The organism is Pseudomonas sp. KBN10P06128, from assembly GCF_037574945.1.
GTDB lineage: Bacteria > Pseudomonadota > Gammaproteobacteria > Pseudomonadales > Pseudomonadaceae > Pseudomonas > Pseudomonas aeruginosa.
In genome coordinates, this window is sequence record NZ_JBBELR010000001.1 from 4,547,535 (window position 1) to 4,567,251 (window position 19,717).

Genomic DNA, 19,717 nt, shown 5'->3' on the forward strand with positions numbered 1-19,717 from the left:
TCAATTCCGCCGCGGCAATGCGGCGATGGCGTCCACCGCTTCGCGGATCAACGCCGGTCCCTTGTAGATGAAACCCGAATAGATCTGCACCAGGCTCGCCCCGGCGGCGATCTTCTCCGCCGCGTGCGCGCCCTCGGTGATACCGCCGGCGGCGATGATCGGCAGCCGTCCGCCCAGCTCGCCGGCCAGCACCTTCACCGTGTGCGTGCTCTTTTCCCGCACCGGCGCGCCGGACAGGCCACCCGCCTCGTCGCCATGCGGCAGGCCTTCCACGCCTTCGCGGCCGAGAGTGGTATTGGTCGCGATCACCGCGTCCATCCCCGCCTCGACCAGCGCCGCGGCGACCAGCGCGGTCTCTTCGTCGGTCATGTCCGGGGCGATCTTGATCGCCAGCGGTACCCGCCGGCCATGCCGCAGCGCCAGCGCTTCCTGGCGCTGGCGCAGTGCCTCCAGCAGTTGCTTGAGCGAATCGCCGAACTGCAGGCTGCGCAGGCCGGGCGTGTTCGGCGAGCTGACGTTGACGGTGACGTAGCTGGCGTCGGCGTAGACCTTGTCCAGGCAGATCAGGTAGTCGTCGACCGCGCGCTCCACCGGGGTATCGAAGTTCTTGCCGATGTTGATCCCCAGTACGCCGCGATACTTCGCCGCGCGCACCCGTGCCAGCAGGTGGTCGACGCCGTGGTTGTTGAAGCCCATGCGATTGATGATCGCGTTGGCTTGCGGCAGGCGGAACAGGCGCGGCTTGGGATTGCCCGGCTGCGGTCGCGGAGTGACGGTGCCGATCTCGATGAAGCCGAAACCGAGCTGGCCGAACCCGTCGATGGCGTCGCCGTTCTTGTCCAGGCCCGCGGCCAGCCCCACCGGATTGGGAAACTCCAGGCCCAGCACAGAGACCGGCAGGCTGGCCGGCTTGGGCGTCAGCAGGCGGTTCAGGCCCAGGCGACCGCCGGCCCCGATCAGGTCGATGGACAGTTCGTGGGAGGTTTCCGGGGACAGTTTGAACAGCAGCTGGCGGGCCAGGGTGTACATGGTCGGGTATCGGTCGGCAGAATGAAGGGTGCCGATTATAGCCGTCGAGCACCCGCTCAGGCGAGGCGTTGCAGCGCCAGCAGGCGGCCGTCCTCGCTGAAATCGAGGCGGAACGTGCCATGCACGCCATCGTGGCCGATGAACGGACGCAGGTGATGGGCCGGCAGGTTCACCCGGCGACCGTCGCGGCTGCGCAGCAGGACCCGATTGGCCCTGCCGCCGTAGATGGCCTGCAGGCGTTCGCCGGACAGGGCGATATCCATGATGAGACTGGGCATGGAGCCCCCCGCTTGAATGAACCACGACAGCTTGCCACAAACCACGCGGTTGAATGTCACGCCCGAACCTGTGCTTCAATGGACGGACCGTCGCCGTCCCCTCCCGCCCCTTTCCGCGTCGGTCGCCGAGCCCGAGGAGCCCTCCGTCGATCATGAGTTCCAACTCGCGTAGCAACAGCACCTTCACCGGTCGCCTTTCCGCACTCGCCAACCGCCTGCGCCTGGGTGCCGCGCGAAGCGATGGCCGGGAGCTGCGCGAACGGGCGGCCGCCCTCGAGCTGCCGTTCCAGCCATTGCGACGGCCGGAGCCGAGCGTCTGGTGGCAGGCCGGACCGCCCCTGCACACCCTGGTCGATCTGCCGCGCGGCGCGCTATCCGGCCCGGTCCAGGAAGACAAGGCGGAAGCCCACGCGGTCCTCAAGCGCCTGGTGCGGGTCAGCCACTCCACCCTGGAGTCGGTCGACCTGAAGACCATCGAAGGCGTATGCAGCCGCGAGATCCTCGTCCAGGCACCTTGCCCACGCCTGGAAGACCTGGCCACGGCCGAGGTCTGCCGGGGCGTACGGATCATCAGCTACAAGGATTTCGTCAAGGCTCTGAGCCTGGCCCTGCCGCGTTTCACCAACGGCGACAGCATCCGCCTGCGCCAGGCCGCCTGGCACGGCGAGCGCCTGTTCTGGGCGGGCGAACGTCAGGCCTGCGCCTTCGCCGCGGCGATCGTCTACGCCCGCCGCCGCGAACTGGAACTGAAGCTGCCGGCACACCTGGAACGCTACGAACTGGAGCCCGGCGCGCTGGACGAACTGGAACAGCGCTACCACATGCTGCGGATTCCGACCCAGGCCTGGTCCGAGCCGACCTTCATGAGCCTGCTGCTGGATACTGGCCTGCCCTATGCGCGACTCGCCCTGTTCACCCCGGAAACCCCGGAGTGCCTGTTGCTGCCCCGCAACGACGAACGCGCCGATGCCCTCGGCGAAGGTCTGCGGGCGGCTGGCGCGGCAGACGTGGTGAAGTATCTGAAGCAACTGTAGGCAACCGGCCAGGACTGGCCAGCTCGCGCCCTGACGTGCATCCTCCAGCAGACCCACACAGGAGCGATCGCATGTCCCTACCCCGCCTCAGCCTCTGTCTCGCCCTCGCCTGCGGGCCGGCGCTGGCCAGCCAGGCGCCGGTCTACGGCGAACGCCTGGAAGGCTTCGACTACGCCTATCCGGTGCATTATCTGGACTTCACCTCCCAGGGCCAGCCGCTGAGCATGGCCTACCTCGACGTCGCGCCGAAGAAAGCCAACGGCCGCACCATCCTGCTCATGCACGGCAAGAATTTCTGCGCCGGGACCTGGGAGCGCACCATCGACGTGCTCGCCGACGCCGGCTACCGGGTGATCGCCGTCGACCAGGTCGGCTTCTGCAAGTCGAGCAAGCCGGCCCATTACCAGTACAGCTTCCAGCAACTGGCAGCCAACACCCACGCCCTGCTGGAACGGCTCGGCGTCGCCCGGGCCAGCGTGATCGGCCATTCCATGGGCGGCATGCTCGCTACCCGCTACGCCCTGCTCTACCCGCGGCAGGTCGAACGACTGGTGCTGGTCAACCCCATCGGTCTGGAGGACTGGAAGGCCCTGGGCGTGCCCTGGCGCAGCGTCGACGACTGGTACAGGCGCGACTTGCAGACCAGCGCCGAAGGCATTCGCCAATACCAGCAAGCCACCTACTACGCCGGCGAATGGCGCCCCGAGTTCGATCGCTGGGTACAGATGCAGGCCGGCATGTATCGCGGCAAGGGGCGCGAGTCGGTGGCCTGGAACTCGGCGCTGACCTACGACATGATCTTCACCCAGCCGGTGGTCTACGAACTGGACCGGTTGCAGATGCCGACCCTGCTGCTGATCGGCGAGAAAGACAACACCGCCATCGGCAAGGACGCCGCGCCGGCAGAACTGAAAGCCAGGCTGGGCAACTACGCGCAACTGGGCAAGGACGCCGCCCGACGGATTCCCCAGGCGACCCTGGTGGAATTCCCCGACCTTGGCCATACCCCGCAGATACAGGCTCCGGAACGCTTCCACCAGGCACTGCTGAAGGGTCTGCAAACCCAGCCCTGAACCATCCACCGGCGGCGCTCTCGCCATCGGCTTCGCCGCGCCTTGCCCGGCGTCAACACCGATGCCTGCCGCCGGCGTTTCACTGCACTGGCTGCGCGACGACGCGTGGCTCGCGTCGCGCAAGCCCACCCACGCCGCGGCCGTTCCCATCCACATGGAGGTTCATCGTGTTCCCTTGCCAACCCCGTTCGCTACTCGCCGGCGTCCTGCTGGCGAGCGCCCTGCCCGCTCACGCGGAGCTGCCCCACGCGCCCGCCTACATCGATGACAGCGCCTACCCGGCCGCGGCCCGCCAGCGCATCCTGCCACCGATGTTCGAGCAGAAGCTGGGCAGCCTGCGCTACCTCGCCAAGCCCGGCGACCCCTTGATCACCCAGGCCGAGAGCAGCGACTTCCAGCGCACCAGCGACTACCGCGAGACCCGCGCCTACCTGGAGAAACTGGTAGCCGCCTCCTCCGGCCGCATCGCCCTGCGCGAGTTGCCCGAGCGCAGCGCCGAGGGCCACCCGATGCTGCTGGTGACCGCCTCCACCGAGGCTGACAAGTCCGCCGCCGGCCTGAAGCGCTCCGCCAAGCCGACCTTGCTGGTGGAAGCCGAGATCCATCCCGGCGAGGCCAACGGCAAGGACGCCATGTTCATGCTGCTGCGCGACATGAGCGCTGCCGACCGCCCGCTCGCCGGGCTGCTGGAGAAGATCAACCTGCTGTTCATCCCGGTGGTCAACGTCGACGGCGACCTGCGCCGCAGCGCCTACGGGCGGATCAACCAGAACGGCCCGCGGGAGACCGGCTGGCGGGTGAACGGCCGCAATCTCAATCTCAACCGCGACTTCACCAAGCTCGACAGCGCGGAGATCCGCAACGTCGCCTGGGTGTTCAACCACTACGAACTGAGCTTCTTCGCCGACACTCACTCCACCGACGGCGCCATGTATCCCTACGACAGCTCCTACTGCCACAACGGCAATGGCTGGTCACCGGCGAGCAGCGCCTGGATGGACCAGGTCATGCGCAAGCCGGTGTACCAGGCGCTGGAAAGCCTCGGGCACATGGTCCATGAATGCATCAGCCTGAACGACAATCAGGATCCGACCCAGGGCTACTACCCCTACCGCACCGACCTGGCGCGCTTCTCCAACCAGTACGGCGACATCCGCAACGTGCCGTCGATCCTCATCGAGCAACACGCCCTGCATCCGTACAAGACCCAGGTGCTGGGCAACTACGTGATGCTCAAGGCGATGTTCGAGGTGATCGGCGAGCAGGCCGCCAGCCTGCGCCAGGCCATCGCCAGCGACCGCGAGCGCCTGCTGCGGCAGAAGGAGGTGATCCTCACCTGGAAGCCGGGCGAGGCCACCGAGACGCCGTTCGTGGTGGGCGACTACCGCTACGAGCAATCGCCGGTCACCGGGGCCCGCACCATCGTCTGGAGCAACCGGCCGAAGACGCTGAAACTACCGGTGACCGACAACGGCGTACCCGACCTGGTGGTGCCGCGTCCCCAGCGTTTCATCGTCCCGGCGCAGTGGCACGAAGTGATCGCCCGGATCAAGGCCCACGGCATCCGCTACACCACCCTGGAGCGTCCGACCGAAATCGCCGTGACCCTGTACCGCATGGACGACATCAAGCTCGCCGATGGCTTCGAACCGGATCGCGTGCAAGGCAACCGGATTCCGGGCTACGAAGGTCGCCTGCTGGTCAGCGGCACGCCGAAGCCGTTCCAGCGCTTGCAGACCTTCCCGGCCGGCTCGCTGTCGATCGACACCGCCCAGCCGCTGGGCGTCCTGGCCATCGACCTGCTGCAACCGCAGAGTCCGGATTCGTTCTGGTCGTGGGGCTTCTTCAATTCCACCCTGGTGGCCGCCGAGGAGCCGGAGGAATACGTGATGGAGCCGATGGCGCGCAAGATGCTGGCGGAAGACCCGGCGCTGAAGGCCGCCTTCGACAAACGCCTGCGCGAGGACAAGGCCTTCGCCGCCGATCCGCAGGCGCGCCTGCAATGGTTCTACCAGCGCACGCCGTTCTACGACGTGAACGCCTTCGTCTATCCGGTAGGAGTAGTGTTCTGAGGCCCACCTGGGGCTGACGGCGGATAACGCTGCGCGTTATTCGCCCTACCGCTGGGCTTCGGGAGCCCCGTTCCCTCTCCCGCTTGCGGGAGAGGGCTGGGGAGAGGGAGCCGGTCTCAGGTACCGTCGGTGGGTGTGGGCAGGTTGCTTCTCGGCTTGCGCTTGCGCCTGGGTTTCAGTGGTTTTTCGGGTGGCGGCGACAGTTCCCGCTTGCGCAGCTTCTTGAGGATTTCCCGATGCTTCTCGCGCCAGGCCGGCACGTCGAGACCGTGGAGTTCGAGCAGCTCGGGGTTGCGCTCCACCAGATAGACCGCCGCTTCCTGGGCGGCCTCGGCGATCTTCCAGGCGATCGACTGCGGTTCGATGCTGCCTTCATAGGCGATCCAGTCGCTGAACTCCGGAAAGGTCCCGCAGACCTTCTCGAAATCCTCGTCGTGCATGCGCTGCCGGCCACTCTCGATGTTCTCAAGGCGTTTGGGATCCATGCCGACCACTTCGGAAAACTGCGGTCGGTTCAACCCCGTCAGCCCGCGCAACCCGAACAGGCGCTCGCCGGCGCGAAACAGGCAGCGCTTCCTCACTACATAGACCATGTACAGATACTTCCCTTCGTTTCTGGCGCGATGCGCCTCAGTCGCCCTTGCCGCTCGCGGGCGTTTTCCTCTTCCGCTGGCGCCTGGGTTCCGGCGGCTCTTCCAGGGGCGCCGGCTCCGCCTCCGGCGCCTGTTCCGCCGCCAGCAGCGCCTCGCGTATCTCGCGGTGGCGTTCGCGCCAGGCCTGCATGTCGATGCCGTGCCGCTCCAGCAGCACCGGGTTGCGCTCAACCAGGTAGACCGCGGCCGCCTGCGCCGAGTCGGCGACCTTCCAGGCGATCGACTGCGGCTCGATGCTGCCTTCATAGGCGATCCAGTCGCTGAACTCCGGGAAGGTTCCGCAGACCTTCTCGAAGTCCTCGTCGTGCATGTGCTGCAGTTCGTTCTCGATGTTCTCCAGGCGCTTGGCCGTCATTCCCACCAACTCGGCGAACTGCGGACGGCTCAAGCCCATCAGCTCGCGCAGGGCGCGCAAGCGCTTGCCAGCAGTGAACAAACGTCGATTCTTTACCATGTGTAGTCCGCGTCTGATGGTTCTCTATGCATATTGATTCACTAACTGTTAGTAGATCAATATGAATCCAAGCCCTCTAGACCGAGGGTTCCCCTCCAACATCGGACCATGGTGCAGGACGCCTGATGAAAGTGGAAGAACTCCCCCAAGAGGGTTTCGCCGAGTGCCCCCGCTATATAACCCTGATGCGTTTCGCCTTCCTGACCGGCCTCAGCGACCGGCCGGACCTGCTCTACGCCTGGATAGAGAGCGGCGACCTGCCGATGCGAACCTTCGGTACGCAACGCCTGGTGGATATGCAGAAGCTGCAAAAACGCATCGAGGAAGCAAAAAAAGGAGCCGATTCAACCGGGTGAATCGGCCCTTTCTGAAAGACCCTGCCGCCGGCGAAACCCCTCAGCGATTGAGCATGAAGGTCTCGTACTCCAGGTCGTCCAGCGCGGTGGTCAGGCGGTACAGCCCGACCAGCACGCAGACCAGCAGCGACAGGGTGAAGCCGTAGCCGAAGAAGCTCGGCCCGAGCAGCAGGCTGACGAAGGTCAGGGCGCCGTTGACGATCACGAACAGCACGCAGAGTTCGAGGACGATGCGGCGCTTGTCCAGGTAGAAGAAGACGTTGAGCAAGGCCATGAACACTACCTGGATGCTCACCCCGATCAGGTCGATGTAGAACAGCGGCAGGTAGTAGCGGGAAATTCCCAGCCAGCCGAGCAATTGCGGCGCCAGCAGGAACAGCAGGACCACCGCCAGCCCCTGCACCTTGCAGATTTCCAGGAGGCCCTGGCGGATGGCGAGGATCATCTGCTCCTTGAGCAGGCCGATGTGCTGCAGGGTCTCGCCGCCGCGGATCGCCTCGTAGACCCGCTCGTACCACTCGGCGAAGTCGGTCTCGATGCGCACCAGGAACACCGCCATGCCGGGAATGATCGACAGGTAGGCGAGGAAGATCGGCAGGTCGTAGAGGATCGAGGCGCGCAGCGGGCCGATCACCAGGTCCGAGGTGGATGGGTTGAACCAGAAGATGAACTTGTCGATCCAGATCCCCAGGTTGTAGCAGAGGCCGGTCAGCAGCAGGCTGACGAAGACCTGCCGGCGGTCGAGGAAGTCGAAGGCCACCATGCGCCTGGCCGGGTACTCGCGGAGGATGTCGTAGAGGAAGACGAACAGCAGGCTGGCGTGGCCGATCAGCAATGCCAGCAGCAGGCCGTCCATCTGCATGAAACGCAGCAGGTAGGCACAGGCGACCATCAGCGCGTAGCCGATGAACATCACCAGCAGGATGCGTTTGTAGGCCTTCATTCCCGACAGGAAGATGATCACCAGCCACAGGTTGCAGAGCACCACGAAGTTGGCCATCACCAGCAGGCGGTAGGCGAACGGCTCATCGAACAGGGTCGCCAGCAATATCGCCGAGAGCAGGCCCGCCGCCAACGTCACCAGCAACAGCACGCCCACCAGGTTGGGCAGGATCGCCTCGTGCTTGCGCTCGAACAGGCGATCGGAAATGAAGCGGGTGAAGAACAGTTGCAGTCCCCCGGTGAAGATCAGCGACAGCGCCATCAGGTAGGTCACCGTGATCAGGAACTGCCGGACCAGCACGTCCGGCACCACCACGCCGAGGCTCAGCACGCCGATCAGCATCACGCTGACGATCGACAGCACCCAGGGACCGGAGCTGATCAGCCCGGCGTAGAGATAGGCGCGCAGGGTCGCCGTATAGGAATCGCGGGAAAGGATCTTCCGCAGTTCGAAGCCGATGCCGGCCATGTCATGCAATCTCCGTGGCTTCGCGGTACAGCCCGCGGTAACGTCCGAGCATCAGCGCCTCGGTGTAGTAGCGTTCGACCCGTTGCAGGCCGACCGCCTGGGCCGCCTGCCAGCGCTGCGGATTGCGCAGCAGGGCGAGGATCGCCCGCGAAGTGGCCTGCGGGTCGGCGATCGCCACCACCTCCCCGGCGCGGCCCAAGGCGCGATCTTCGGCGTCGGCGCCTTCGATCAGTTCGCGGCAGGAGCCGACGTCGCTGCTCACCACCGGGGCGCCGGCAGCCCAGGCCTCGAGGATCACCAGCGGCTGCGCTTCGCTGATCGAGGTGAGGACCATCAGGCCGAGTTGCGGCAGGACCTCGCCGATCCGACGGAAACCGAGGAACTTCACCTTGTCCTGCAGGCCGAGGCTGGCCACCAGGCTGCGGCATTCGCTGGCATAGTCCGGGTCTTCCTCCTCCGGACCGACGATCCAGCCCTCCGCCTCCGGCATCGCGCTGACCACCCCGCGCATGGCGCGGATGAAGGTCTTCACGTCCTTGATCGGCACTACCCGGCCGACCAGCCCGACCACCGGCGGAATCCCCGGCGGCCGCCGTTCGAGGGCGCCGGCCCAGGCATCGAGGTCGATGCCGTTGGGGATCACCCGGGTGCGCCGTGGCTCGGCGCCATCGAGTACCTGGCGCTGGCGGTTGCCTTCGTAGAGGGCGACGATCGGATTGGCGGCGCGATAGGTGAGCAGGCCGACACGCTCGAAGAAGCGGATCCACAAGCGACGGATGTAGCTGACCTCGGCATCCAGTCCGGTACTCAGCTGCTCGTCGGGGTTCTCCGCGATCCAGTTGGCCTGGGCCAGGTCGATCTTGCGCTCCTTGGTGTAGATGCCGTGCTCGCTGAGCAGGTAGCGGCAGCCCCAGCGACGTTGCAGGATGCAGCCCAGCAGGCCGGCGTAGCCGGTGGAGATCGAGTGCAGTATGCGCGCCCGCGGCATCCGCCGGGCCGCCTCGGCGAGCATGAACACCGGCGCCTGCATCGAGCGCAGGGTCCAGAAGTAATTGACGAAGGACGGATCGGTGCAATAGCGCTCGTAGCCTGCGGTGATCGCTTCCCAACTGGCCTTGCTGTGGAGAAAGTCCTCGCGGCCGATGCGGCCCTCGGCGAGCAGGTCGAGCAGCGCGTCGCCCTCCTCCACGTCCGGCGTCTCCGGGTAGTGGAAGAAACGGTGCAGATCGCGCAACGCCTTTTCGGTCTCGCTACTGCCCTGTCGCGTCTGCGGGTTCGGCGAACTCCAGGCGGTTTCCAGGAAGTGTTCCTCGATGTGCAGCACATTGTCCGGGATCGGGTAGTGGCGCTTGCCGTAGGCATCCTTCTGGCCGCCGATGAAGAACACCGAGAAGGTCAGGTCGGGGAGACCGAGGATCAACTGGTTGACCCAGCTGGAGACGCCGCCGCGGACATAGGGCCAAGTGCCCTCCAGCAGCAGGCAGACATCGGCGACGGGCGCCGTCGGAGCGGTGTGTTCGGTCATGTCCAGTATCTCGCCAGGGCCGCGAAGGGCGGCCGTTGCAGCATGTCGTCGGGCATTCCGGCGAGAAGCCGGGGGATGTCCCGGTAGCGCCGCTGGAAGAACGCCACCTCGGCGCGGAACGGCGCCAGCTGGGCGCTATCGATTCCCGCCTCCTCGGCGGCCTGGAGGGCGTGCCCGGCATCCTCCAGGCGGCCTTGTTCGAGGGCGATGCGTCCGGCCAGCAGATGCAGGTCGGCCGAGGGTGTGCCGCGTAGCGCCTGGTCGGTATGCTCGCGCGCCTGCTCGAGGATGTGCTCCAGCACGCTGCCCTGGGCCAACCCCAGGTAGGCCAGTTCCCAGTACCAGCGCGCCAGGGTTCCGTGCAGCGCGCCGCGTCGCGCCGGCGTGGCGCCGGCGAGGCGGCCGAGGGCGGCCTCGATGCGCTGGTTGATCCGGCTTTCCTTCTGGTCGAGCATCGAGTAGGCCAGCAGGCGGACGTCGTCGGCGGGGTCGCGCAGGGCCAGCTTGAGGATCGGGATCGCCTCCTTGCCGGGCATCCGCCGGGTGGCGAAGATCGCCGTGAGCCGCTGGTTCGGGTCCGGCGCATGGCGCAGGACGTCCTGCAGACCGCCGTCGCTGAACATCATGTCGAGGCGCTTTTCCTTCGGCCGGAACGGCAGCTCGGGGACGCCCATCGCCTGCCAGGCCTGCTCGCCACGCTGGCGCGGCAGGTACAGCGCCGGGAATACCGCCGCGGCGACGCCGACCGCCCCGATCAGCGGCACGAAGAAGGCCAGGCTGAAGAGGAACAGCGGGCTCCACGGCAGCGGGAACTTGTAGCGCCGCGGCAGCAGCAGCCATACGCCGACGCACAGCAGGGCGCTGCCCAGGCCGTGGGCGAACAGGTAGAGCGCCAGCGCCTGGCCGATCGGCAGGTCGGCGAAGACGCTCGCCCAACTGCTCAGCTCGAACAGGAAGGCGCCGCTAAATAGCCACTTGCTGATCATTCAGGCCGCACTCGTTGAAAAGGAAATGTCCCAGCGCCTGGCGATCGTTGCCGGCGTCCAGTTCGTACTGGCGGATGCGCACGCCCAGCGACTCCAGCTCGCGGGCCTGGCCGAAGCGTTCGGCGAAGAGAATCCTCAGGCGCTGCAGATACCCCTGGGAGCCTTCGGCAGAAGTCAGCGGCAACAACACCAGCAGGACCCGCCGGCCCTCGTCGTTGCGCAGTCGCAACTGCACGTCGAGGCCTCGCTGGCTGCCTTCCAGCAGACACTGGACCTCTTCACCGTAGCGCGCATCGGTCAGCTCGAAGGCATACAGGCAGGCCGGCAATCCATGGTCGCGGGCGTCCAGCAGGGAGCGCTTGAGGTACTGGGAGAAGCGCTGGGCGTCGATGTCGGCCAGTTGCAGTGCGAGGCGGTCGCTCTGCAGCAAGTCGGCGACGTGCCCGGCGAGGATCGCCAGCAGGCTGAAGGTACGTTCGTTGAAGACGAAGAACGGCATCTGCTCCACCGCCAGCAGGGCAAGGATCCGCCCATCGGTGTCGACCAGCGGCACGCACACCTGCAGCGCGCTGTGCGCACGCTGCTCGCCGCGCTCCAGCAGTTCCTGGCGCACGCTGACCAGTTCGCCGCGCTCCAGACAGGTGCGCACCAGCAGATCGTCGGCGTCCAGCGCCGGCATCTCGCCGAGCGTCGCCAAGGGTTGCGGCTCCGGGGTGCGGTCGTAGCGCACCCGGTAGAGTCCGGCGATGCGCAGCGAACCGTACTGGGCCAGCAGCGCCAGCACGGTTTCCGCCAGCGCATCGAGCGGTGCCTCATCGCCCGGCAGCTCGCGCAGCAGTTGTCGCAGACCGAGCAGCGAACTGCGCAGGCTCTGGTCGTTGCCGGCGACCCGCTGTTCCAGGCGATCGTGGGAGATGCGCAGGATGTGATGGGCGCGGGTGAATTCGTCGAGGCGCAACTGGCGGTACTCGTTCGCCAGCTCCAGGCGCTCCAGGCGGCGTTCCCAGATGTCGCGGAACTCGCCCACCAACATGGCGCAGAGCAGCACGCCGACGATGAAGGCCGCCGGTACCTGAGCATAGGCCTCGACGCCCTGGACGCGAAACGCGAACAGCGCCGCCACCAGCAGCGCCGCGCTGGCCAACCCGCGGACGAAGCCGTAGCGCATGCCCAGCAACAGGGGCGCGAGGATCACCCAGGGAAAGGTGGCGTTGACCTGCAGCGGGTCGTCCGGGCTGAACCACCAGCCCAGGCCCAGCGCGAGCGCGCTGATGACCAGCGTCTCGACCCAGGAGACACTGCCGCTGGCACGCGGTGCGAGGGTGAAATCCTTGTGCGCGGACATCGCCGTCACTCGAGCCGCAGGTCGCCGACCAGCTCGCGCAGGACTTTCTGCGCGGCGCCCGCCAGGCTTTCCCGGGACCAGCCGGCGCGCGCCCCGCTGGTGCTCCAGAGCACCCGCCCGGAGGCCGGCTCCAGCACCTGCAGGCTGACGCCCACCGCCGGCTCGCCGTCCAGGCCGTTCTTGTACTGCCACTCCTCGACGCTGCCGGTGACCACGTAGGCCAGCTTCTGCTGGCGTGCCCAGTCCAGCGCGCGCTGCTGGCGCTCGCGGTCGTCGACCAGTTGCAGGTCGCCTTGCGGCTGCGCCGGGTACAGGCGCGGCCGCACACCCTCCTCGGCCAGCACGCTGAGCAGGATCTGCTCGGCACGCTCGCCGGCCTGCGGCGCCTGGGAGTAATTGAGCAGCGGCACCAGGCCCCACTGCGCGCCGCGCGCCAGCGGCGTAGCGCTTTCGCTGGTGAAGCTGGAGCAGCCCGCCATGAACAGGGCGACGGCCGCGAGAGCCAGGCAGCGGATGGATTGCATGTTGTGTTCCTCCTGTTGAATTCCGTATCCGGGCCGCGCTCAGCGGCCGAAGCGCGTGCTGTAGGTCACCCCGAGCGTGCCGCCGGCATCGCCGCCGCCGCCCTGGGGAGCCGACTGGTAGCCGAAGGTGAACGCCAGTTCGTCATCGCCCAGCAGCTCCATGCCGATGCCGAGATCGATGCCGTAGTTGAACTCCTTCTCTGTCCACTGCCAGCCGGCCAGGGTGTCGACGATCCAGGTGTATTGCGGACGGCTGCGGTTCAGCGCGCCAGGGAAGCCACGGCGCCAGGTGCTGCCGAGGTAGACCTGGCCATAGCGGTCCTGCAGCAGGTCCTGGCTGCGCGCGCCATCGAGCGTCAGCGCACCGCCATGGGCCGCCAGCAGGTCGTCCGGCAGACGGTTCTCCAGGCGATTGCGCTGGTAGTCGATGCCGCCGCGCAGTTGCCAGGCCGGGCCATCGAAGAACAGTGTGTGGGCCCACTCCAGGGACAGCGCCTCGCCGTTGCCGAGGTCGTCGCCCTGGCGGGTGGAAAAGCGGTTGTGCGCCAGCGACCAGCTCAACTGGTCGCGCCCGCTGAGGGTGTGGCGGCCGCCGAGTTTCACGCTGTCGCGCATGCCGAGGGCGCGCATCAGGCCGGTCTCGTCGGTCTCGCGGTGCCAGTCGAGGCCCGCTTCCAGTTCGTCGCGCGCACTCAGCCGCCAGTTGCGCAGCAGGCCCAGGCCGTGGCGGTCCTCGTCGTCGCGCCAACTGCCATCGAGCGTCGCCGCGGCGAAGCCATCGGCCAGTTCGCGCCGCAACGTCAGCCTGGCGTTGCGTTCGCTACCGAGGAGCGAACTATCCAGTGCGTCGCCGCGATAGCGACCGCTGCCCAGCGCCAGGTCGGCGTACCAGTCGTCGCCGAGGTGGCGCGCCGCGCGCAGCGTCGGCCCCTTGAAGTCGAGACCGCCGAAGTCGCGCTTGTTCCAACCCAGTTGCAGGCCCTGGGGCGTGCGTTCGAGGATTTCCGCTGCCTGCCGCCGCAGCTGCTCGCGGTTGTCGCGCGAGTGGCCGTCGCCCAGTGCGCCCAGGGCCTCGCCCAGCGCTTCGCCGCCATGGCCGAGACGCACCAGCGCCTCGACCCGCTGCGCCGGATCCAGCTCGCCGCGCTCCAGCAGGCGTTGCAGGGCGGCGCGATTCTGGCTGCGCAGGGCGGCCTGGATCTCTTCGTTGCGCCCGATCTTCAGGCCCTGGCCGCGCGCCCAGGCCAGCCAGTCATCCTTCAGCGGCTCCTGGTTGGTGGCGGCGAGCTGGTCGAGGAACTGCTCGAACCACAGCTGCAGCATCGCCGGCTCGCCATTCCAGGCCCGCCGCGCCTCGCCCTGGGCGAGCAGCGGCCCCTGGGCCACGGCGAGCAGGCGCAGGTAGGCGGCGAAGCTGTCCGGGGTGGCCCTGACCGCCTCGCGGTCGAGCCGCCGGAGCAGTAGTCGGCGCAGGCGCAGTGCCTTGTCCTGGTAGCCGCTGGCATCCAGTGCGTCGGCGTAGGCGGCCTGCACCAGCCAGTCGTTGGGATTGGACTTGAGGTACAGGCGGAACCAGGCCAGCGCCTGGTCGTTACGCTCGAGCAGCAGGCTGGCGCTGGCGAACGGCAGCCACAGCGTGCTGTCCCGCAGCGCCAGGCCATGCCACTGCGCCAACAGGGGCGCCAGGCTGTCGCGACGGCCACGGTCGATGTAGAACCAGAGCAGGCGTTCGCGCACCAGGTTCTCGCCGGGGAAACGCACCAGGGCTTCCCGGTACAGGCGCTCGGCGACGTCGCCATGGCCTTCCTGTTCCGCCAGCCGCGCCCTGGCCACCCAGTAATAGGGGCTGCCCTGCGCTTCCGGCAGGCTTTCGGCCTCGGCCAGCAGGCTCTTCAGGGCCGGCCAGTCGTGGAGGTTCTCCGCCAGTTGCAGGGCGCTGGCCAGGCGCCGCGGATCGCGGCTGCGCTGCCAACTGCCGATAAGCACCTGCAAGGCCTGCTGCGGATTGCTGTCCCGGTACAGGGCGATCAACTGGTCCTCGTCGCTGCTGTTCAGGCGGATGTCCAGGGCCAGCATGCGCTCGTAGGCGGCGCGGGCATCGTCGTCCTGCTCCAGGGCCCAGGCCAGCGCCGCGCGCAGGCGCCAGAACTCCGGCTCGCGGATCGCGCGGGTATCCACGCCGGCGAGGACCTTCCAGGCCTGGCGCGGATCGAACAGGTTCCAGTGGGTTTCCGCCCACTGCATGCGTTCCTTGACGCTCAGCGGGAAATGCCGGGCCATCCGCGCCCAGACCCCGGTCTCTTCCTGCAACTGCTGGGTGTGTTCGAGGATCTGTTGCAAGCGCTGCCAGGCCAGGCGCTGTTTCGGATAACGCTGCACGTAGCCGCGCAGCCATGCCTCGCCCTCTTCCGGCGTGCCGCGGGTTTCATGGCTGTAGACCAGCGCATCGAGTTCCTCGTCGGTCATCTGTCGCTGCGCACCGATGGGCGCCAGCAGCTCGATGGCGCTGTCGAAATCGAACATCTGCAGCGACAGGCGCCAGGCATGCTCGCGCAGGGCCGGGTCATCGGCGCCGGCCAGCAGTTGCTTCCACAGGCCCAGGGCCCGCGGGCTGTTGCCGGTCCATTCGCCAAGGCGCGCGAGATCGGCCAGCAGCGTCCTGTCCTCCGGGCGCAGGGCCAGCAGCTCCTGGCCGACCTCCCAAGCCCGCTCGATCCGCCCGGCGGCCATGTTCAGACGCAGGTCGGCGGCCAGCGCCTCATGGTCCTCGGGGCGCAATTCGCGCCAGCGCCGGATGAAGCGTTCGGCCAGGTCGTAGCGCTGGCTGCCTTCGGCGGCGCGTACGCCCTGGGCGAGCCAGGCCAGGGTCGATTCATCCTCCGGCAAGGCGTCCAGCCGCTCGTCCAGCAACAACGCCGCCTGTTCGCCGCGCTCGCCAGCGAGCAGGCTGGCGAAGGCCTGGCGCAGATAGGCCAGGCGCTTCGCCGGCTCGGTTTGCGCTTCGGCCAGTTGCCGCTGGATGTCCGCCGCCGGCAGCGGCTCGCCGGAAGCCAGGTACCAGCGCGCCGCCTCGTCCAGCCAGCGCTGCCGGCCCTGCGGGTCGCGGCCGGCCAGTTCGGCAAAGGTCCGCGCCGCCAGGTCCGGCGCGTCCAGGGCCAGGGCATGACGGGCAAGTCGTTCGAGCATGGCGTCGTTCAACGAAACGTGCTCGATCTTGCGCAGGCGCTCCAGCAATCGGCGCGTCTGCTCCTCATCCATGCCCTCGGGCCTGGCCAGGGCGCCAAGGATGTCCAGTTCCACCTCGTAGAACGGCGTTGCCAGGCGGTCCTTGCCGCGCAGACGGGCGAGGTGATGACGCGCCTGCTCGAAGTCACCGAGCTTGACCAGCAGGTCGATCAGGGTCAGGCGCAGCGCGTCATTCTCCGGGTGCGCCTGCAACAGCAGTTCGGCGTAGTTCACCGAGACCGCGTCGGGCTCGCCATCGCCGCTGGGCATGAATACTTCTTCGCTGTTGAAGGTCAGCCACAGCACCAGCGCCACCCCGAGAGCGACCGGCAGCAGGGCCCAGGGATTCAGCAGGCGCGCCTGGGGATGCTTGTCAGCGGCAGACGAGTTGGCCATCGCGCACCTGCTCCATCGGCAACTCGAACGTCCACAGGCCGTTGCCGGCCTTTCCCGGGAAGGCCTTGCCGGCCGCACTCAGCCGGCAATCGCCCGCCGCGCGCACCACCAGGCGTAATGGCAGGTGCCCGGCGAAGGCGAACTCGACGCGGCCATCGTCGCGGTAGCGCCAGTGCTTCAGCGGCAGGTTGGCCTCCTCCAGCGCCGGCCGCGGATCGCGGCTGTCGCGCAGGACCAGGCGCGCATTCGCCGCACTCAGGTGCACATAGCGCCCCTGGGGCAGGTCGCGCACGCCCGCGACTCCCGTGGAGCGGCCGAGGTCCGGCCAACCCAGCGCCGGGTCCAGGCGCACCGTGCGCAAGGCGGCGAAGCCGCGCAACTGCCAGCTGCCATCGGCACGCTTGGCCAGGCTGGCGCGATGCAGGCCTTCCAGGCGCGGGATGTAGTCGCTCATCCACAGCGACAACGGATGCTCCGCCTGCATCGCCGCGTAGATCTGGTGCATGGTGCGGATCGAGGCCTGCTTGGTCCCCGAATAGAAGTGGTAGTACAGGTGCAGGCCGCGCAGGCGGCGCGGGCTGTCGGTCAGGGCGAAGGTATCGATGACGCCGCGGAAGCCGTAGTACGGCCCCTGCCAGAGATTGGTGTAGACGTTCTCGTTGATGATCGGCGCGTAGTACTGCACGCCGCCGCGGGTGGGCCGGATCAGCGGGTAGAGTCCGGTCAGCGAGGGAAAGGCCCGGGTCAGCGCGGTATTGCCGCCGTTGACGTTCATCAGCCCGGCGTCGTAGGCGAGCTTGATGGTGGCGGCGTCGGGCAGCGCGTCGCCGGACCAGAAGATCATCTTGACCGGCTTCCGCGGGGTGGTCAGGCGCTGCTCGATGTAGTCGCGGGCGCCGATCACCTCGCGTACGAAGTCGACCTTGTCGTAGCCCGGGATAGCCATCTTGTAGCCATACTGGGCCTCGAAGTTCTCGCCCTGCTCGGCCAGTTGCGGCTGCCAGAAGAACGGATGGCTGAAGGTATGGCTGGCGACCTCCACCTTGTCGTCGGCGAAGATGCGCCGGGCGATCGGCTCCAGTTCCCTGGCCAGGTGCGGGTACATGCCCTTCGGCCCGACCTCGCCTTCGATCACCGAGACCGAGGTGAGGAACGGATAGGGCTTGATGAAGTCCTCCAGCACCTGCTGGCCGGCATAGGGACTGCCGGGCACCTCGGCACGGGAGACGAAGCCGTCGCCATCGATGTGCACGGTGGCGATGCGCCGGCCATTCTCGGTGGTCGCGTCGGGACTCGGCAGCGGCACAAGACGCAAGGCCTTGCGCAGGAAGGCGAACGGATCGAGGATCCAGCGCCGGTGCTCGCTACCCTCCTCCAGCACATAGGGCGCCAGGGCGAAGCCCCCCCAGTCGGCGGTCGCCACCGGCACGTACTCCTTGCCGTCGCCCTTGAGCTTGAGCGCCGGGGTCACCCGCGCCGGATCGAGTACGGTGAGCGCCGGCAGGTCGCGGATCCGGATCACCAGCGGCGCTTCGAAGGAACCAAGCAGCGCCTGGTCGTGGGTCTCGGTGCTCGGCTTGACCTTGAGCTTCTGCGACAGCCGGCGAATACCCAGGCGCTGCAACAGGCCGTCGTTCTCTGTGGGCAGGCCGGCGAGGAACGCCACCGGCACCTTTTCGTCGAGACGTGCAGCGATCCAGTTGTCGAAGGCGTCGCTGGCCAGCGGCGGTCCACTGGTCATCCAGGTCACCACCCCGGCGTAGAGACCGCTCAGCGGACGTTCGGGCAGCGGCTGGTCGGTGGGCAGGTAGTCGACCCGATAACCGAGGTATTCGAGCAGGCCGCTGAGGTAGACGTGACCGGGGCTCAGGGTCAGGTCGCCCTCGCGCGGATCGTAGAGCAGCGCGATGCGCCGCGGTTGCACCTCGACGTCGCTCACCCCCAGGTAGTCCAGCGCCGGGGTGCTGACGAACGGCACGTAGCCTTCGCTACGCAGGCGCGCAGCGAGCGCGCGCGCCTCGTCGCGCCGCTCCGGCGGCAGGTAGTCGATGGCGACGATGGGCATGCCCTGGGCGCGCAGGGCATCCAGGTGACCCTTCAGCCAATCGCGATCGTCCTGGGGCACCTCGCGGTATTGCCCGGCAGCGGCGTCCCAACCGGCATGGATCGACTCCACGGCCACCGCCGACGCGACGCCGGGCAACTCCGGCAGCACTTCGAAACCGCGATTGAAAAACAGCTTGAGGCCCGGCTCCTGGCGATGCAGCTGGGCGAGGAAACTGGCCAGCGCCCGGCGCTGGCCCTCGCGGCGCTCCTCGGCCTGTAGCTGGAAGCTGTCCAGGGTATCGAGGAACAGGCCGGCGTAGCCCTGTTTGCGCAGCTCCGCGGCGCGCTTGAGCAGGTGCGCCCGCCAACTCGGCGCGGCGAGGTCCATTACCTGGCTGTTCCAGGCTTGGTTGCGGACCGCGCTCTTGCCCCGGGCCAGGCCGCTGTCGGCGATGGCGGCGGCGTCGCCGTCGAACTCGCCGACCGACAGATAGGCGAAGGGCGTGCTGCCCTGCTCTTTCAGATACCCGACATCGGCCGGCTTGAGGTGCGCCGCTTCGAGCACCACCCAGTCGAACTGGGAAAGCTCGGCCAGCGGCGGCCGCTCGGCGTACCAGAACGCCACGCTGGACGGCCCGCCGGCAGCCCCTGCGGCAGTGCCGGCACAAAGCGCCAGCGCCAGGCCGGCAAGCCAGGCGAGCGGGCGCTCGATGGGTCGAAGGGTGTTACGGCGGGACGGCAGACGCAGCACGGCGATTCCTTTCTTGCTGAACCGCATGCCCAGCCTACGCGGCAGGGTCGATACCGACCGAAGCGGCAGGTCGGAAGCATGGATGCGGTTTCCGGTGGCAACGTCGAATCCCTGGCAGTGCGGGCACGGGCAAAGCAGCCGCAGGCGATTAACGTCAATCTAATGACTAAATATGCTAATTGCTAAATTTTTAAGCGGAAACTGTCAATTTTTAGGCGCGCACATGGCGCCATGGTGTCCTTTTGCCTGCTCTTGTCTCCCGCGTGACCGCCGCGACGTCATCGGAAAACTCACCGGACGGGGAAGGAAGTACGGGCTGCCGGGGGGTTTATGCGATCGACAGGATCCCGGCCAAGGCATATGAAGCGGAGAAGTCATAGATCCATATGAACCTATGAATAGATTTTCTAATAACTAAATATTTATTAAATCTGTGAGTCAGGTTGTCCTTTCCAGGCCAACGCCGGGCGCCGGACATTTGTCGCCGCGCAGCGCCTCAGCCACCGCAAACACCGCAGGTTTTCGCCGCGCCAGAATGAAAGAGCCCCGCACTCAGGCG

Annotated in this window: 15 protein-coding genes; 4 read left to right on the plus strand and 11 right to left on the minus strand. The window is 67.4% G+C overall.

Annotation, left to right across the window (positions count from 1 at the left end):
- Positions 1-1,029: a quinone-dependent dihydroorotate dehydrogenase gene (locus tag VQ065_RS21280; protein ID WP_003091275.1), complete on the minus strand. Its 1,029-nt coding sequence runs from the start codon at positions 1,027-1,029 to the stop codon at positions 1-3.
- Between the two features lie 56 nt (positions 1,030-1,085).
- Positions 1,086-1,307 carry a DUF2835 domain-containing protein gene (locus tag VQ065_RS21285; RefSeq protein WP_003103227.1) on the minus strand — a complete coding sequence of 74 codons (222 nt, stop codon included), beginning with the start codon at positions 1,305-1,307 and terminating at the stop codon, positions 1,086-1,088.
- Positions 1,308-1,459: 152 nt separating this feature from the next.
- Between VQ065_RS21285 and VQ065_RS21290 the strand changes: the two genes are divergently transcribed.
- The 3 genes from VQ065_RS21290 to VQ065_RS21300 all read left to right on the plus strand — a co-directional run bounded on the left by VQ065_RS21290 (position 1,460) and on the right by VQ065_RS21300 (position 5,486).
- Positions 1,460-2,341, plus strand: a complete 882-nt coding sequence (locus VQ065_RS21290; protein WP_003091277.1) for a DUF6685 family protein — start codon at positions 1,460-1,462, stop codon at positions 2,339-2,341.
- A gap of 71 nt (positions 2,342-2,412) precedes the next feature.
- Positions 2,413-3,414 carry an alpha/beta fold hydrolase gene (locus VQ065_RS21295; RefSeq protein ID WP_003091278.1) on the plus strand — a complete coding sequence of 334 codons (1,002 nt, stop codon included), beginning with the start codon at positions 2,413-2,415 and terminating at the stop codon, positions 3,412-3,414.
- 167 nt (positions 3,415-3,581) lie between these two features.
- On the plus strand, positions 3,582-5,486 hold the full coding sequence (locus VQ065_RS21300) for a M14 family metallopeptidase (protein WP_003091279.1): 1,905 nt from the start codon (positions 3,582-3,584) through the stop codon (positions 5,484-5,486).
- Positions 5,487-5,602: 116 nt separating this feature from the next.
- Here VQ065_RS21300 and VQ065_RS21305 read toward each other — a convergent pair whose 3' ends face one another.
- The gene (locus tag VQ065_RS21305) at positions 5,603-6,079 is read right to left on the minus strand and encodes a helix-turn-helix domain-containing protein (RefSeq protein WP_003130642.1); all 477 of its coding nucleotides are present in this window, start codon (positions 6,077-6,079) and stop codon (positions 5,603-5,605) included.
- 37 nt (positions 6,080-6,116) lie between these two features.
- Positions 6,117-6,593, minus strand: coding sequence for a helix-turn-helix domain-containing protein (locus tag VQ065_RS21310; protein ID WP_023098504.1), 477 nt, complete (start codon positions 6,591-6,593; stop codon positions 6,117-6,119).
- Between the two features lie 125 nt (positions 6,594-6,718).
- On the opposite strand from VQ065_RS21310, the gene VQ065_RS21315 reads away from it, so the two are divergent.
- On the plus strand, positions 6,719-6,949 hold the full coding sequence (locus VQ065_RS21315) for a hypothetical protein (protein ID WP_003091282.1): 231 nt from the start codon (positions 6,719-6,721) through the stop codon (positions 6,947-6,949).
- A gap of 40 nt (positions 6,950-6,989) precedes the next feature.
- On the opposite strand, the gene pelG is transcribed toward VQ065_RS21315, so the two are convergent.
- The 7 genes from pelG to VQ065_RS21350 are packed head-to-tail and all read right to left on the minus strand — an operon-like array spanning position 6,990 to position 19,185.
- Positions 6,990-8,360 (minus strand): exopolysaccharide Pel transporter PelG, encoded by a 1,371-nt coding sequence (pelG, locus tag VQ065_RS21320; RefSeq protein ID WP_003091283.1) that lies wholly within the window; start codon positions 8,358-8,360, stop codon positions 6,990-6,992.
- 1 nt (position 8,361) lies between these two features.
- On the minus strand, positions 8,362-9,885 hold the full coding sequence (gene pelF, locus VQ065_RS21325; protein WP_003091284.1) for a GT4 family glycosyltransferase PelF: 1,524 nt from the start codon (positions 9,883-9,885) through the stop codon (positions 8,362-8,364).
- A complete protein-coding gene (locus VQ065_RS21330) occupies positions 9,882-10,871 on the minus strand; it encodes a tetratricopeptide repeat protein (protein WP_003091286.1) in 990 nt (329 codons plus the stop codon). The genes pelF and VQ065_RS21330 overlap by 4 nt, the downstream gene beginning before the upstream one ends.
- Entirely contained in the window at positions 10,849-12,216 is a 1,368-nt protein-coding gene (locus VQ065_RS21335) for a PelD GGDEF domain-containing protein (RefSeq protein WP_003091287.1), read from the minus strand. Before VQ065_RS21335 ends, VQ065_RS21330 begins: the two co-directional genes overlap by 23 nt.
- Positions 12,217-12,221: 5 nt before the next feature.
- A complete protein-coding gene (locus VQ065_RS21340) occupies positions 12,222-12,740 on the minus strand; it encodes a pellicle/biofilm biosynthesis outer membrane protein PelC (protein ID WP_003091288.1) in 519 nt (172 codons plus the stop codon).
- A gap of 39 nt (positions 12,741-12,779) precedes the next feature.
- Positions 12,780-16,361: a tetratricopeptide repeat protein gene (locus VQ065_RS21345; RefSeq protein ID WP_003091289.1), complete on the minus strand. Its 3,582-nt coding sequence runs from the start codon at positions 16,359-16,361 to the stop codon at positions 12,780-12,782.
- On the minus strand, positions 16,339-19,185 hold the full coding sequence (locus VQ065_RS21350) for a bifunctional glycoside hydrolase 114/ polysaccharide deacetylase family protein (RefSeq protein WP_023098503.1): 2,847 nt from the start codon (positions 19,183-19,185) through the stop codon (positions 16,339-16,341). The genes VQ065_RS21345 and VQ065_RS21350 overlap by 23 nt, the downstream gene beginning before the upstream one ends.
- Positions 19,186-19,717: the final 532 nt, after the last annotated feature.